This is a genomic window from Streptomyces sp. NPDC006140, from assembly GCF_040628815.1.
Lineage (GTDB): Bacteria > Actinomycetota > Actinomycetes > Streptomycetales > Streptomycetaceae > Streptomyces.
Genome location: NZ_JBEXTS010000004.1, coordinates 500,921 through 515,417, shown reverse-complemented (window position 1 = coordinate 515,417; position 14,497 = coordinate 500,921). Strand labels below are relative to the sequence as shown.

Genomic DNA, 14,497 nt, shown 5'->3' with positions numbered 1-14,497 from the left:
GTTGATGTCTTTCCTGTGACGCGGCATGTGGATATGTGGCGATCCTTGAGTCTGCCGGAAGATCCTCTGGCCAGCTGGTTCTCTGATGTCTGAGTTCCCGGGCGAGACCGACCTGTTTCACCTACTATTGGAACAGGAGGCGGTCGCGTACCGAAAGGTGGGGTGTCACCTGAATTTCCATGGTCCCCGTGCACTCGCCCGTGTGGAAGTCGATGGAAATATGCTTTGTTGAATGACCTGAGGTGAAGGAAAGGCGAGTTGCGGATTCACGGAAGAAATCCAGCATCTCGATTCCCTGCTCGTTCGTCCAGCGGATCCTCACCGACCTCGCCAGTGCATCGTAGGAAAAAATAAGCGATTGCCCCGAATTGTCCTGCACGGTGAGAACCCGTGCGCCGCTCTCGTCCGAATCCGGCCATTCTCCGATGGCCTCGTAGACCTCTTCGTCGTCGGGGATGATGAACTCTCGGTACACGTCCGCCTTCACTTTCCACTGTACGGCGGCCAGTGGTCCAGACTGCCGTGAATGCTTACATTCGGGCCACTGCCGCGGAAGATGACTGTGGAGAGTCTATGCCCGCCGTCCGGCAGGATCTGCCAGGTGCTCTCGACGCCAAGTGCTCCGTGCGGTCCGTAGAGGACCGATTCGGTCACGCCGAATTCACCGCTTCCGCCGGGCCACTCCTTGTTGAATGTGCGCCCGAACGGCTGTTGGGCGCTATGAGCCAGGTGATCGGTGACGTATTGCCGCATCTCTGGCGTGTCCGGTATGCCGATCCGGTGGAGTTGCAGTTCGTTCTGGAGCGCCCTCGGTGAGTTGTGCGAATCTGGCTTGATGTCCTTGTTGAACAGGTAGTCGAGCTTTCGAGGATCGATCTCCGTATTTCTTCCCCGATCTTGATAGGGAGAAAGGCCCAGTGGGTCCGACCAGGTGTGTGGATTGTGGACGTAGGCGGCCGGGTTGGGCGCGGGAGCGAGTCCGAGCGGATCCGGGGTGAGATAGCGGGCCGTGGCGGGGTCGTAGTGCCGGAAGAGGTTGTAGTGCAATCCGGTTTCGGGGTCGTGATACTGGCCGGGAAAGCGGAGGGGGGTGTAGGCGATGCTGCTCCGGTTCCAGGCTGTGGTGCCCCAAAGGGTGGACCGGGTGTGCCAGGCGATGTCCCCGTTCTCGGCGACCAGTTCGGTCGGAGTGCCGACGAGGTCCGTGACGATTGCGAAGAAGCGGCGGTCGATCTCCTGCTGCCCCGCGTCGCGGGAGAGGATGCGTTCGGTCTGGGTGAGGGGAATCGAGCCGCGATGGTCCCAGGTGAGTGCGACGATGTCCGGCACGTCATGGGAGACGGTCGTCTGTTCGCACAGGACCATGCCGTCCCAGGTGAAACGGGTTTCCTCCAGGACGGTCTCACTGTCGTCCGCGAGAAGCTGCTTGGCGATGCGGCGGCCAAGTGGGTCGTAACGGTACTTCCAGAGGGCGCCGTCCGGCGTGACGACCGAGGTGAGGCGGCTCTCGGAGTCCCATGCGTAACGCCAGGTCTGCGGCTTGCGGGACAGACGGGTCCGCTGTTTGCGGACTACGCGCCCGAGACGGTCGTGCTCGAAGCGGCTGTCGCCGGCACGGGTGATCGTCGTGCCAGTGTACGTGCGGGGGCCGGTTGCCTCGTGGCCCGGATGGATTGAGGGCCAGGAGGCTTCGGTCTGATTGCCGACGACGTCGTAGGCGTAGCGTTCGGTCCACCCGTGGGCGTTGACGGTGGTGACACGGCCGACGTTGTCGAGTTCGAACGACCGCGTGCCGGACAACCGATCGGTCACGGAGGTGAGGTGACCGTCGGCACGGTAGGTGTACGTACGGCTGTTCAGGGTCTGTCCACCGGCCGTGAAGTGCTGGGCGGAAAGCCTGCCGACTTCGTCCCGGACGGATGACAGAGTCATTGTGTCGCCGTAGGAACGGGACACCTCACGGTCTGCGGCGTCATGGGTGAAGCCGACCTGATGGCCGCTCACGGCCATCAGGTCGAGGCGGCCCGCCACGTCATAGGTATACGTGGTGACATGGCCGGTCGGGGTCACCCGTCGAGTCCGGCGGCCGAGTGCGTCGTACATGTAGGTGACGGCGCGGCCGTCGACGAGTTCGGTCTTGAGTAGGCCGCGTCGGTCGTACTGGCGGATCAGGTCGCAGTCCGGGCCGGATGCCTGCAAGAGGCGTCCTGACGCGTCGTACGCGTAGGTGGTGGTCCTGCCTCCGGCGTCCTTCCTGATCATGCGGCCGAGCTGGTCGTGCTCCAGGGCGAGGACACCGCCGAGGGCGTCGGTCCGGGAAACCAATTGCCCTGCGGCATCGAGACGGTAGCTGAGGGTTCTGCCGTCGAAGTCGGTTTCCGATACAAGGCGGCTCGCCGGATCGTACTCATAGCTCCAGGTGAGGCCCTGGGGGTTGGTTACCCGAGTCAGGCGCAGGTCGGCGTCGTGCTCGAATTCGTAGCGGGAGCCATCCGGTTGGATGCGGGCAGCGAGAAGATCGAAGTGGGTGTACTCGAAACTGGTCACTCCTCCGGCCGGGTCGGTGTGGGTGAGGCAGTTGCCTTCGCCGTCGTATGTCCATGACTCGGTGGCGCCGTCCGGGCCGGTTCGGCCAACGAGATTGCCGTCAACGTCCCAGACGAAGCGAGTGACTCCGCCGACCGGGTCGGTGATGTGTCTAACTCTGCCGAGGGCGTCGCGTTCCAGTCGGGTGGCTCCGCCGGCCGGGTCGGTGACCTCCGTCGGCAGGCCCGCCGCGTCGCAGACCCTCCGTGTCGTAGCGCCGAGGGCGTCGGTGACGAAGATCAGGCGGCCGTGCTGGTCGTACCCGTAGCGCGTTGTGTGTCCGGCCGACTCGGTGACCGAGGTGCGGTTGCCGCGCTCGTCGTATGCGTACGTCGTGCGGTGACCGTCCGGACCGATCACCTCCACCGGCAGGCCGAACGGGCCGCGCACCGTGCGCAGCGCGCTTCCGTCGGGCCGAGTGGCGGACACAACTTGGCCCTCTTCGTCGTAGGTGTAGGCGGTGGTGCGTCCGAGTGGGTCGGTGCGGGTGAGCAGGTTGCCGCGGGTGTCGTAGGTGAAGCGGGTGGTGTGGCCGAGGGGGGTGGTGGTGGCGATCACCCGGCAGCGGTGGTCGATGAGGTGCCGGGTGGCGTGCCCGTCGGCGGTGGTGAGTGTGGTGGTGCGGTGGCCTGTCTCCGGGTCGGGTTCGGTGTAGGTGAGGGTGATCTGGACGTGGCCTGCTTCGCCGCCTTCGGCGATGACGCGGTCGCGGTCGTCGTAGATGTAGTCGTAGCGGCTGTTGTTGGAGTCGATCCAGGCGATGACGCGGCGGCGGTCGTCGTAGATGAAGGTGGTGGTTGCGCCGGAGGGTTTGGTGACGGTGGTGAGGTTGCCGTCCTGATAGCCGTAGTTCATCAGGGGCAGGTCCGCGCCGCCTTCGCCCGCGCCGGCCAGGGACAGGGCGGTGACCAGGCCGTCGGCGAGGGACAGCTTCACCTGGTGGCCGGCCGAGTGGGCCAGGACCAGCGGCACGCCGTTCTCGCCACGGTCGACGGTGATGGTGTGGCCGTTGCGCTCGGTGATGCCCGACAGCCATGCGACGCCGTCGTCCCCGGGTTCGCTGCCGGGCGGGGCGGTGAAGTGGAAGATCAGGCCGCTGTAGGGGTCGGTGACGGTGTAGTCGCCGTCGGCGTCGCGGGCCAGCAGGGTGCGGGCTCTGCCAGATGACGGGGTGGTGGGCGCGCCGGGGACCGGGTGCGGGTACGGGATCAGGAGCCCGTCGGCGGTGACGTGGACGACGCCGACCGCATCGATCTCCAGTCGTTCGTCGACGGTGGACGTCCAGGAGGGGCCGAGGAAGCGGCCGACCGCGCAGCCGGACTCGGTGCGGCGGGTGAAGAGCAGCGGCAGGATGCCGGGGATCGCCAGATCGGTCTGGGGCAGGAACATCCGGCCGGAGGCGAGGTCGACGGGGTCGGTGCCGTCGGTGGTGCGCTCGCCGTCGGGGCGGTTATGGGTGCCCTCGGGGGCGTCGTCGATCAGCTTGCGCGCCCGTGCGGCGTCGGCGGCCTCCTCCGCGATGCGGATGCCCTTGACCGCGGCGCCGCCGCCACCGGTGGCGGCGGTCAGCGCGAGGTCGGGGATCAGTCTGCCGAAGCCCTCGGCCGGGTCCTTCATGAAGTCGCTGACCATCTGCTTGCCGGTGCCGACCGGGTCGTTGGCGGCGATGATCAGTCCGGCGGCGAGGCTGTTGAGGGAGGTGGCGTACTCGGCCGGGTGCGTGATGTTGTACGGGTCGACGGGGTTGATCCCGCGGACGAAGTTGAGGATGCCCGCGGTGCCCTTGATGATGCCGCCGCCGACATGGTCGCCCATGATCTGGAACTCCTGGAACCCGCCTGCCAGTTGCTCGGCGTAGGAGGGTTTCTGCGGGGCCATGTCGCGGGCGGCGCGGACCGCGGTGCGCGCGGTCTCCGCCGCCGAGTTCCGCTGCTTGCGGGCCTCGGCGAGGATGTCCTGCGCCTCCTGCATCAGCTTTTTGCCGGGGTCCTCGAACGTCGCCGCGGGCCTGGGAGGGAGTGAGGACGGGTCGCGCTTGTCGGCGGGCTGGGCGTTGTAGCGATCGACGGCGCTGTTGTAGTCGTCGACCTTCTTGCGGTGGGCGTCAGCGGCGTCCTCGGAGGCCTTGACACCCTCCTTCCACTTGTCGATCGCCGTCTGCGCCTGTGCCTGCGCCCAGGTGATCGTGCCGGCGAACGCGTCGAGCGCGGCGAGGGCCTTCGCGCAGGCGTCGGCGGCGGCGTACCACTTGGGCGGCTGGGTGCTCACCGCGGTGCGCAGCGCTTCGGCCGTCTCGCCCTTGAGCCGGGAGGAGTCCAGGCCCTTGAGACCGTCACCGGCGTCGTCGAAGGCCCTCCGGAAGGCCCGGAGCTTGTCGGCGGTGGCGTTGATCTTGCTTGTGCTGCCGTAGATCAGCTTGGTCTTGTCCTCGGTCTGCCCGAGGTCCAGCTCGTCGACCTCGGCGCCCATGCGGTTGGCGACCGAACGGGACTGCTCGCGCACCCAGTCGGCACCGGACTCCCAGCCGACGTCCTGCAGGCGGTCGGCGGTCCAGTTGCCGGCGTCCTCGACCCGGTTGCCGGCCCATTCGACACCGTCCTCGACCGCGTTCTCGACCGAGTCGGGCGTGATGTCACTGAGGAAGTCGCCTATCCCCACAGTCAGTTCCCCCCGGACTCACCCTGCTGCGCCTGCCGGGCACGTTCCTCCGGCGAGGGGCCGAAGGTGTTGTCCAGCGCCTGGTTCCACTGATCGTCGGATACACCCGAGGCGTCGATGATGGCCTGCGTCCGGCGGCCGCCCTCGCCCTCGGTGAGAACCGTGCGGCCGGTGTCCTTCCACGTCTGCTCGATGTCCTCACCCGCCTTGTCGAACGACTCCGCGCTCCAGTCCGGGTTCAGGTAGTCCGGCGTGACGATGTCACCCCAACCCTGCAGGGCGATCTCCTCCTCGGTGGCGTGCGGATTGCCGCCCATCACGGAACTGACACCCACCTTCAGCGTGCCCTCGACGTACTGGTCGTGCTCCCACTGGGTGCCTGCTGCCAGGCCGAGGCGGTTCGCGAGCGCGCTGGCGTCGCTCACCAGGGCCCGCACACCCCACTCCCAGCGCTCGCAGAAGTCCTCGAAGTCGACCGAGAGGCCGTGGTGCCCGGCCTCCATCCCGGTCATCGCCAGCTCCGAGAAGCCCTTGCCCAGCACCGAACCGGTGGCGCCGCCCAGATCCCCGAGCCCGTCGATGGTCGCGCCCACGCCCTGCGTGAACTTCGCGACGGACGCCTTGTCGAACTGCAGATCGGCCCCGTCACCGCCCATGGCCGCGCCCCTCCTTCGCCTCGCCGGAGTCGACGGCGACGTCGTCCGCAACGATGCCGACGACCGGTGGGAAGAACATCGATCCGTCCTCGGTGGCGATGTCGACCGCCAGGCCGGCGGGCTCGTCCAAAGACGGCACGATCTCGTCGACGATGCGGGCGCCCAACAGCGCCGCGTAGTCCATGGGCTGATCACCGGATCCGTGCAGCAGAGCGAACCGGGCCAGTGCGGCCTCGTCGGTGAACCCGCAGATCCACCGCACCCCGCCCGACCACGCTGACCACAGGCCCCCACCGGCCGTGGGCACCAGAAGGACCGAGCGCCGCATCTCACCGACCAGCGCACGAGGGTCACCGACTCCCCTTCTCTGCTCGGCTATTCGCTCGGCGAGCGCTGTCCTTGTTCGCTGCACGGACTCTCCCCGTCCTAGGTGACTGAGGGAACGGTAGATCAAGACGCACGCGAACATGTCGGCGGTTCTCCGGAAGGCACCCCCTGAGTGGGGTCCTGCAACAGGTCCAGCGGCTGGGGCCGCCGGGACCTTCTCCCGTACAGCGCGAGGGCTGTCCGCCGTGGTCGAGGAACTGGCGGCTGACGTCCTGTTGGCTCGCCTGGTCGAAGCGATTGAGTAAGGAAGCCGCCCCGGCCAGTTGTGACGCTCGTTTGACGCTCCGAGTGCCCGAAGGCTCCTCCGGCGGGCCGGAAAACGGCAGCTGACCTGCTGGTAAGTCACGAATTTCGTGTTGCGGCATCCGATGACGCATCACGTGGAGTGCGTCGCCGTCCTTGAACCGGCGGCTTCGTCGAAGCGCTGAGACGGTTTTCCGCCGTCGTGATGCACACGGCACGCGGCGTGCAGGTCCTGACCCCGATGGCGGGCGGACGGGCGTTCTTGACCCTGACACCGTGGCAAGGTGTCCCCTGGGTGCAGGAGGTGGTTTCGATCAAGCCGACCAACGGAACCCCGCAGAACGCCCGCCTGGCCGATGCCCTGCGTGCCGAGGACTCGTCGGTGCGCCTTCAGGCCGCCCTGGCGGCCGGCTCCGGCGCCGACCCCGGCTTCCTGGAGGCGCTCGTCGAGCGATGCGCGGTCGAGCCGGACTTCTTCGTGCGGGACATGCTGTCCTGGGCGCTGACCCGGCTCCCGTCGGAGATCACCCTGCCCCGGATCCGCCAGGAGCTCGGCTCGCAGCGCAGTCGGGCCCGCAGCCAGGCGTTGCACACGCTCTCCAAGATCGGTGACCGGAGCGCCTGGGCCTGGATCACGCGCGACATGCTGCGTGACGCCGACGACGAGGTCGCGCGGACCGCGTGGCGCGTGGCCGTGCTCCTCGTGCCGGAGGACGAGAAGAAGGACCTGGCCGACGAACTGGTCACGCAGCTCGGCCGCGGCGACCGTACCGTGCAGCTGAGCCTGAGCCGGGCCCTCGTCGACCTCGGCGAGGTGACCGGGCCCGCCCTGGAGACGGCCGCGGCGAGCCCCGACCCGGCGGTGGCCGCGCACGCCCGTGCCACCGAGCTGCTCCGGCGGAACCCGGAGGCCGGTTTCGACGCGGCCGTCGAGGAGGCGAAGCGAATCGTGAGCCTCGGTCCGGAACGAGCCGCTGCCGCCGAGAGCGCCGAGAGCGCGGAGGCCGCGGAATGTTGATCGGCGAGGTGGCTCGCCACTCGGGGGTGAGCCCCCGGATGCTCCGGCACTACGACGCCCTCGGGCTGGTGCGACCGACCGGTCGCACCGTCGGCGGCTACCGCGAGTACTCCACCGAGGACATCCGCCGGATCTTCCACGTGGAGAGCCTGCGGTCCCTCGGACTCTCGCTCAAGCAGATCGGGCGCGCGCTGGAGGACCCGGCCTTCACGCCGTCCGCCCTCGTCAGCGACCTCATCCGGTGGACGGAGGAGCGCTTGGAGCGGGAACGGGAGCTGCTGGAGCGACTCCGCGCCGTCGACGCGTCGGCGCCCACCCGCTGGCAGGACGTCCTGCGCATCGTCGAACTCATGCAGGGGCTCGGCTCGGCCAGCGCCGCGCGCAGGCAGCAGGCCGTCCTGGCCCGGCCGGACGGCGCCTCCGTCCCCACCGAGCTGCTGGCCGGGGCGGTGCTGGCCGAATCCGATCCCCATGTCGCGGGCGCCCTGCGGTGGGCGCTCGCCCGGTCGGGCGGCGACGGCGTGGCGGCACTGGCCGCCGGTGTGCACGCGGAGGACGTCGACGTCCGGCGGCGCGCGGTGCTGGCGATCGCCGAGATGGCCGAGGCCCCGGGTGCGGCCGAGGTGCTCGCGGACGCGCTCGGGGACCCGGACCGGCAGGTGCGCGGGCCTGCCGCTCTGGCCCTGGGCAGGCGTGGCGTGGTGGAGGCCGTGCCGGTACTCGTCGGCATGGTGGTCGACGGTTCCCGCGACGTCGAAGCGGCGGAGGTCCTGGGAGCGTTGTCCCAGGACTCCGGCTGCGCGGACCGGATCATGACCGCCCTGGCCGAGGAACTCGCCGCGCCCACCGCCGACTCCGCGACGCGCATCCGTCTGACCCAGGCGCTGGTCGAACTGCCGGGGCCCACCGTCCGGGAGGTCCTGCGCCGGCTCGCCCACGACGACGACCGCGCTGTCGCCCTCGTGGCCTCGGCCTTCCTCATGGTCGTCGACGGGCGGCGGTCTGTCGGAGACGGAGGCTGAGAGGGTCGCCTTGTGTGACGCGCCGCGCGGGGAGCGTCCTCCAAGTAGAGCCCCCGACCTGTTACTTCTCTGCTTCGACGTGCTGCTCCAGGGCCGCCAGGATGTCGTCGACCGGGCCGAAGGTGATCATGGCGGTCGTTCCGCCGGCGACCTCGCCGCGCAAGGGGGACAGGGCGTCGTGCGCCCGTGCGGCCAGTGGGCCGTCCTGGAGCTGGATCGCGGTGTGCGCGGTGACGGCCCAGAGCGCGTCGTACAGGTGGTCGGCGGGGGGTTCCGGCAGGGTGGCGGCGGCGTGGCGGGCCGCCGTGACGTTGCCGCGGGCGAGGTCGACGAGGGGGCGGGCCCAGGGGCGGTGGGGACCCCAGTCGAGAGTGGGGTCCGTCGGCGCGGGGCGTCCGTGGCGCAGGCGGAGTGAGAGCAGCGCGAGCGGGAGGGCCCCGGCTTCCACCCCGGGCATACCGGCGCCCGCCAGCTCGGTGGCCAGGGTGCGATAGGCGTGGGCGACCTCGGCGGGGTCGTTCGATCGCTGGGCCAGCCGCATGGTCCGGAAGGCGGCGGTGAGCGTGTGGACGAGCGGGGTCTCGTGGACGGCGGCGAGCCGCTCGGCCGCCGCGACATGACGCTCGGCGCCTTCGGTGTCGCCGCGGGCCGCGCGGACCTGGATCCTGATGAGGTGCCCGAGGATCTCGAACGTCGGGAGGTCGTGCCGCGCGGACAGAGCGATGAGTTCGCGGGCGATCGCGTCGCGTTCGGCGGTGCGTCCGGGCTGCTGGAAGGACTGCACGAACCGGGCGTTGAGCGCGAGTGCCAGGGCGCCCGGGTCGTGGAGTTCCCGGGCCAGGAGTTCGGCTTCGGCCGCCGCCTCGGCGGCCCAGCGGTCCCGCGTTCCGCGATGCTCCAGCCCGAGGGTGGCGAGGAGGCGTGCTCGCAGGGCGGGCGGAGTCTCTGGTCCGAGTCGGCGCAGGGTGCGCCGGGTGGTCGCGACCAGGGCCTCGGACCGTGCGGGGTCGTCGGCGCGCGTCCAGACGGTGGGGACGTCGTACGCCGCGATCACGCGGGCGGTCAGGTCGGGGTCTCCGGTCCGTTCCGCTTCCGCAGCCGCCGCGGCGCGCTGCTCCTGGGCGAGGACCAGGTTGGTGCCCCCCGTGACCGCGGCGGCCCTGGCCACGGTGCTCATCGAGCGCAGCCGGGTGGAGGTCCCCGTCGCTTCGGTGCGGGTGAGCAGGCGCAGCCGGTCCTCGTCCCGGGACGTGGGCGTGAGGTGGGGAGCGTGCCGGAGGATGTCGCGTTCGAGGTGGTCGACGCTGTCCGCCGACGCCAGTCCGAACTGGTCCAGCAGCCTGGTGCGCGCGCCGCGCAGCGCGGCCAGCGCGTCGACCTGGCGGCCGGCCTGGTAGAGGGCACGGGCCAGCAGGACCCAGGCGTGCTCGCGCCAGGGGTGTGTCGCCGCGAACGCTTCCAGCTCCGGGACGAGGGGCGCGCCGCGTCCGAGGTCGAGCACCGCCCGGGCGCGCAGCTCGACGGCCTGCCGGTGCAGTTCGGTCAGGCGGGCGCGTTCCGCCGCCGGCCAGGGCGAGGTGCCGAGGTCCGCGTACGGCTCGCCGCGCCACCAGGAGAGCGCTTCGCCCAGCGCGCCGGCCACCTGGTCGCCGGGTGCGTCGCGCATGGCCCGGAGCGTGTCCTCGAACCGGTGGGCGTCGACGTGCGCCCGCGGCACCCGCAGGGCGTAGCCGGTGCCGACGGTCTCGATGGCACGCGAGGGGGTGCGCGGGAGGCGGTCCGGTTCGAGGGCGCGGCGCAGTTCGGCGACGAAGGTGCGGACGGTCCCGGCGGCCGTGGGCGGGGGGTCGTCCCAGAGATCGGCGACCAGCGTCGCCAGCGGGACGGCCCGGCCGCCGGCGGCGACCAGCCGGCCCAGAACCTCGCGGCGGCGCCGGCTGCCCACCGCCACGGGACGGCCCCCGGCATCCGTGACCTCTATGGGTCCGAGCACCTTGACGAGGATCTCCATGGGCTCATTGTCGTCCCGCTCCGGCGTCCGACGGCCGTCGCTGATCCGCTGCTGATCCGGCTGCCCGATGCTCCTGTCGTTCATCCGTCCACGGGTGAGCGGCACCGGCTTGCGGCTTGCGGCTTACGGAGAAGGAGACGACGGCGATGGCCATCACCATTCCCGGATTCACCACCAGCTCGATCGGCGTGGCCGACGGCATCGAGCTGAACGCGGCCGTCGGCGGGGAAGGACCGCCGCTCGTACTGCTCCACGGCTTCCCCCAGACCCACCTGATGTGGCGCCATGTCGCCCCGGCCCTGGCCGGGCACCACACCGTGGTCTGCCCCGACCTCCGCGGCTACGGCGCCAGCAGCAAGCCGGAAGCGGTCGCCGAGGACATCTACGCGAAGCGGACGATGGCCGCGGACATCGTCCACCTGGCCGACGCCCTCGGGTTCGACCGGTTCGCACTGGTCGGGCACGACCGCGGCGCGCACGTCGCCTTCCGGGCGGGGCTGGACCACCCGGACCGGATCACCCACCTGGGCATCCTGGACATCGTCCCCACCCTGGACACCTGGAACGTCCTGCGCGGCGTCAGCGCGGCGGTGGGCTTCCACCTCTACCTGATGGCCCAGCCGCCCGGTCTGCCCGAGCAACTGATCGCGAACAGCGCCGACGCGTTCTTCGGCCACTTCCTCGACGTCTGGTCCACCGGCTCCGAGGCGATCCCGCCGGACGTACGCGCCGAGTACCTGCGCGCCTGCCGGGACGCCGTCCCGTCGATCGTCGCCGACTACCGCGCCACCGCGACCGTCGACCTCGCACACGACCAGGCCGACCTGGACGCCGGCAACCGCCTCGCCATGCCGGTGACGGTCGTCCAGCAGGACTGGGGGCGGCAGCTGGGTTTCGACGCCGCCGCGACCTGGCGGCCGTGGGCCGGTGACCTCCGGCACTTCACCACCCGGGCGGGCCACTTCATGGCCGAGGAGGCTCCGGAGGACATCGCCGCCCTGATCCTCGACCTGGTGAAGCGATGACCGTGACCTGGTGCAGCGATGACCGCCCGGGCTCGAAGGCGACCACGCGCCACCGACACTGAGGAAACCGAGGAGAGTTGATGACGAAGCATGTCCTGGTGCTGGGCGCCGGGCCGACGGGCCTGGTGGCCGCGATGCTGCTGGCCGCCGAGGGCCTGCGGGTCACCGTGCTCGACCGTGACCCCGGTCCGCCCGACGGCGACGGCGAAGCCGCCTGGCGGGACTGGCGGCGGCCGGGGGTCGGCCAGTTCCGGCACAGCCACTGCGTGCTGCCCGGCGGAACGAGCCTGCTGGCCGCCGAACTCCCCGGCGCGGTGGACCGCATCCTCGCCCTGGGAGGGCGACCGCACCACAACATGATCGCCGGGGCGTGGGACAGGGCGGCCACCGGGCCGAGGCAGCCGGGGGACGCCCGGTTCGAGACGATCGCCATGCGGCGGCCGCTGCTGGACGCGGCCCTGCTGGCTCAGGCGCGGCAGACGCCCGGCGTCACCGTGCGGCACGGCGTCCAGGTCGCCGGACTGCTGACCGGAAAGGCCCGGTCGGCGGCACCCCCGCACGTGACCGGCGTGCTCACCCAGGACGGCGAGCGGTGGGCGGCGGACCTCGTGGTCGACGCGGGCGGCCGCAACTCCCCGGTGGCCGGGATGCTGGCGGGGATCGGCGCGGAACCCGAGGAGTACCGCGTAGGGACGGGCTTCCGCTACTACACCCGGTACTTCCGCTCACCCGACGGCGCCCTGCCCCGGCAGGCGCCGTGGCCGCTGTGTCACCACGACAGCGTCAGCGTCCTCTCCGTACCCGGCGATCGCGGCACCTGGGGCGTGTCGCTGGTGACGTCCGGACGCGATCAGGAAATGCGCGCCCTGGCGGACGCCGACGCGTGGCACCGGGCCCTGAGCCTGTACCCGTGGTTCGCGCACCTGGGCGAGGGGGAGCCGGTCACGGGCGTGACCGCCATCGGCGGGACCGACAGCCGGCGCCGCCGCCTCGTGGTGGACGGCCGTCCGCTGGTCACCGGGATCGTGCAGATCGGCGACGCCTGGGGCACGGTCGACCCGCAGTTCGGCACGGGCATCACGATGGGCTGGCGGCATGCCGCGGCCCTGCGCGACGTCCTGCGCCTGGCCGGGAGCGCCGCCCCCCTGCGGCAGTCCCTGCTGCTCGACACGTTCGCCGAGGAGAACCTCACGCCGGTGTGGGAGGGTTTCGCCGCCTGGGACCGGAACCGGCTGGCCGAGATCGACGCCGAGATCCAGGGCGGCGTCCGCACCACCGACGACGCCGACTGGAACCTCCAGATCGCCCTGGGATCCGCTCGCTGGAAGGACCCCGAGATCCTGCGCGGCCTCGCCGACGTGGGCTGTCTCCTCGCCGGCCCGCAGGAGGCCCTGGTGAAGCCCGGACTGGCGGAGAGGGCCGTCGAACTGGCCGCCGGTGAACCGCGCTACGCCGAGCCCGGTCCCTCCCGGGGGGAACTGCTCACCGCTGTGCACGGGACCTGAGACGGCTGCGGACGCCTGCACCGTCATGGACGCCGTACGCCCCCTGGGCGGTCACCCGGCTCACCAGCCGGTGACCCGGGGCCAGTACGCCTGGATCGCGGGGGCCGGGCCGGCTGTCCGGCCGCTGTCGATGACGTGGTAGCCGTGGTGCTGGGCCGCGGTGGCGCAGGCGTGGTTGGGCAGGACGCGCAGGCGGGTGCCCACCGGCAGGTCGGGCAGGGGAGCGCCGTCGCGGGCGGTGAGGGTGCCGTGCTCCTGGCTGGCGGCCGTCATGACCAGGCCGGGGAGGAGGGTGCCGTCCAGGTCGGTGACCAGGCCGTAGCCCTGGTCCTGGGCCTGGGCGGCGGTGCCGCGGTCGCGGGACATGGCCATCCAGCCGCCGTCGGTGAGGATCCACCCGTGCTCGGGGCGGTGGCCGATGACGGTCACCACGACCGAGAGGGCGAGGTCGTCGAGGTCGCAGACGCCGAGACCGGACATCACCAGGTCGAAGAAGACGTAGTTGCCGGCGCGCAGTTCGGTGACTCCGGTGAGGTCCTCGGCGGCGTGGGCGGTGGGGGTCGAGCCGACGCTGACGGTGTGCACGGGGAGGCCGGCCGCGCGCAGGCGTTCGGCCGCGGCGACGGCGGTGTCGCGTTCGTTCCGTGCCGCCAGGCGCCGGTCCTCTGCGGTGTAAGCGAAGTAGGACTCGCCCGCGTGGGTCAGGACGCCGTCCAGACAGCCCGAGTGGTGCAGGATGCGGCCGATCTCGGGGAGTGCGGCGTCGTCGGGCCTGAGGCCGCCGCGGTGGCCGTCGCAGTCGATCTCGATCTGGGCGGGGACGGGGACGCCGGCCCGGCGGGACGCCTCACCGACGAACGACGCCTGCTCGACGCTGTCCAGCAGCACGCGCAGGCGCACCCCGCGGCGCAACAGCGCGATGACGCGGGGGAGTTTGTGCGGGGCGATGCCGACGGCGTACGTGAGGTCGGTGTAGCCGCCGTCGGCGAACGCCTCGGCCTCGGCGAGGGTGGAGACGGTGACCGGGCAGGGCGGCGCGCCCTCGTGGAGGAGGGCCGCGACGTCGAGGCTCTTGGCGGTCTTGACGTGCGGGCGCAGGGCGACCCCGAGGCGGGCGGCCCTGTCCCGCAGGCGGGCGATGTTGCGCAGGGTCCGGTGGACGTCGACGACGGCGAACGGGGTGTCCGGGTCGGCCAAGGTCCGTGCGGTGGCGGTGCTCGCGGAACTGTTCACAGGGAGACGTCCATGTTCTTCGGGAGGGTCGGGCCAGAGGTGCCGCTCTTCGCTCCGGCGGGCGCGGGCCCTTTCGTCCGGCGTGGTCGTAGACGGTCATCCGGCGTGGATGCCCGTCGGCCTCGTCGTCCATCAGCCCGCTTTGGATCTCCT

10 protein-coding genes are annotated in these 14,497 nt (G+C 71.0%); 4 read left to right on the top strand and 6 right to left on the bottom strand.

Translation table 11 applies throughout. The features are described 5' to 3' along the window. Positions 1-124: 124 nt before the first annotated feature. Genes ABZ386_RS14900 through ABZ386_RS14885 form a run of 4 tightly spaced genes read right to left on the bottom strand, consistent with a single transcriptional unit; the run spans position 125 to position 6,312 of the window. Positions 125-487, bottom strand: coding sequence for a hypothetical protein (locus ABZ386_RS14900; protein WP_351349330.1), 363 nt, complete (start codon positions 485-487; stop codon positions 125-127). Next, entirely contained in the window at positions 484-5,244 is a 4,761-nt protein-coding gene (locus tag ABZ386_RS14895) for a putative T7SS-secreted protein (RefSeq protein ID WP_358964862.1), read from the bottom strand. The genes ABZ386_RS14900 and ABZ386_RS14895 overlap by 4 nt, the downstream gene beginning before the upstream one ends. A 2-nt stretch (positions 5,245-5,246) precedes the next feature. Then, positions 5,247-5,900 carry a hypothetical protein gene (locus ABZ386_RS14890; RefSeq protein WP_358964861.1) on the bottom strand — a complete coding sequence of 218 codons (654 nt, stop codon included), beginning with the start codon at positions 5,898-5,900 and terminating at the stop codon, positions 5,247-5,249. Then, a complete protein-coding gene (locus ABZ386_RS14885) occupies positions 5,890-6,312 on the bottom strand; it encodes a hypothetical protein (RefSeq protein ID WP_351334251.1) in 423 nt (140 codons plus the stop codon). Before ABZ386_RS14885 ends, ABZ386_RS14890 begins: the two co-directional genes overlap by 11 nt. A 513-nt stretch (positions 6,313-6,825) precedes the next feature. On the opposite strand from ABZ386_RS14885, the gene ABZ386_RS14880 reads away from it, so the two are divergent. After that, on the top strand, positions 6,826-7,548 hold the full coding sequence (locus ABZ386_RS14880) for a HEAT repeat domain-containing protein (RefSeq protein ID WP_358964860.1): 723 nt from the start codon (positions 6,826-6,828) through the stop codon (positions 7,546-7,548). After that, positions 7,542-8,570: a MerR family transcriptional regulator gene (locus ABZ386_RS14875; RefSeq protein ID WP_356500041.1), complete on the top strand. Its 1,029-nt coding sequence runs from the start codon at positions 7,542-7,544 to the stop codon at positions 8,568-8,570. The genes ABZ386_RS14880 and ABZ386_RS14875 overlap by 7 nt, the downstream gene beginning before the upstream one ends. Positions 8,571-8,631: 61 nt before the next feature. On the opposite strand, the gene ABZ386_RS14870 is transcribed toward ABZ386_RS14875, so the two are convergent. Further along, a complete protein-coding gene (locus ABZ386_RS14870; RefSeq protein WP_358964906.1) occupies positions 8,632-10,581 on the bottom strand; it encodes an AfsR/SARP family transcriptional regulator in 1,950 nt (649 codons plus the stop codon). Positions 10,582-10,727: 146 nt separating this feature from the next. Here ABZ386_RS14870 and ABZ386_RS14865 point away from each other — a divergent pair, with 146 nt between their 5' ends. Beyond that, on the top strand, positions 10,728-11,606 hold the full coding sequence (locus tag ABZ386_RS14865; RefSeq protein ID WP_356500040.1) for an alpha/beta hydrolase: 879 nt from the start codon (positions 10,728-10,730) through the stop codon (positions 11,604-11,606). 80 nt (positions 11,607-11,686) lie between these two features. Next, on the top strand, positions 11,687-13,111 hold the full coding sequence (locus ABZ386_RS14860) for an FAD-dependent monooxygenase (protein WP_358964859.1): 1,425 nt from the start codon (positions 11,687-11,689) through the stop codon (positions 13,109-13,111). Positions 13,112-13,171: 60 nt separating this feature from the next. Here ABZ386_RS14860 and ABZ386_RS14855 read toward each other — a convergent pair whose 3' ends face one another. Further along, positions 13,172-14,344 carry a DSD1 family PLP-dependent enzyme gene (locus ABZ386_RS14855; protein WP_356615494.1) on the bottom strand — a complete coding sequence of 391 codons (1,173 nt, stop codon included), beginning with the start codon at positions 14,342-14,344 and terminating at the stop codon, positions 13,172-13,174. Positions 14,345-14,497: the final 153 nt, after the last annotated feature.

Coding starts and splice junctions, on each gene's coding strand:
- ABZ386_RS14890 (WP_358964861.1), bottom strand. CDS start 5,900: ATGGGCGGTGACGGGGCCGATCTGCAGTTCGACAAGGCGTCCGTCGCG.
- ABZ386_RS14875 (WP_356500041.1), top strand. CDS start 7,542: ATGTTGATCGGCGAGGTGGCTCGCCACTCGGGGGTGAGCCCCCGGATG.
- ABZ386_RS14870 (WP_358964906.1), bottom strand. CDS start 10,581: ATGGAGATCCTCGTCAAGGTGCTCGGACCCATAGAGGTCACGGATGCC.
- ABZ386_RS14865 (WP_356500040.1), top strand. CDS start 10,728: ATGGCCATCACCATTCCCGGATTCACCACCAGCTCGATCGGCGTGGCC.
- ABZ386_RS14860 (WP_358964859.1), top strand. CDS start 11,687: ATGACGAAGCATGTCCTGGTGCTGGGCGCCGGGCCGACGGGCCTGGTG.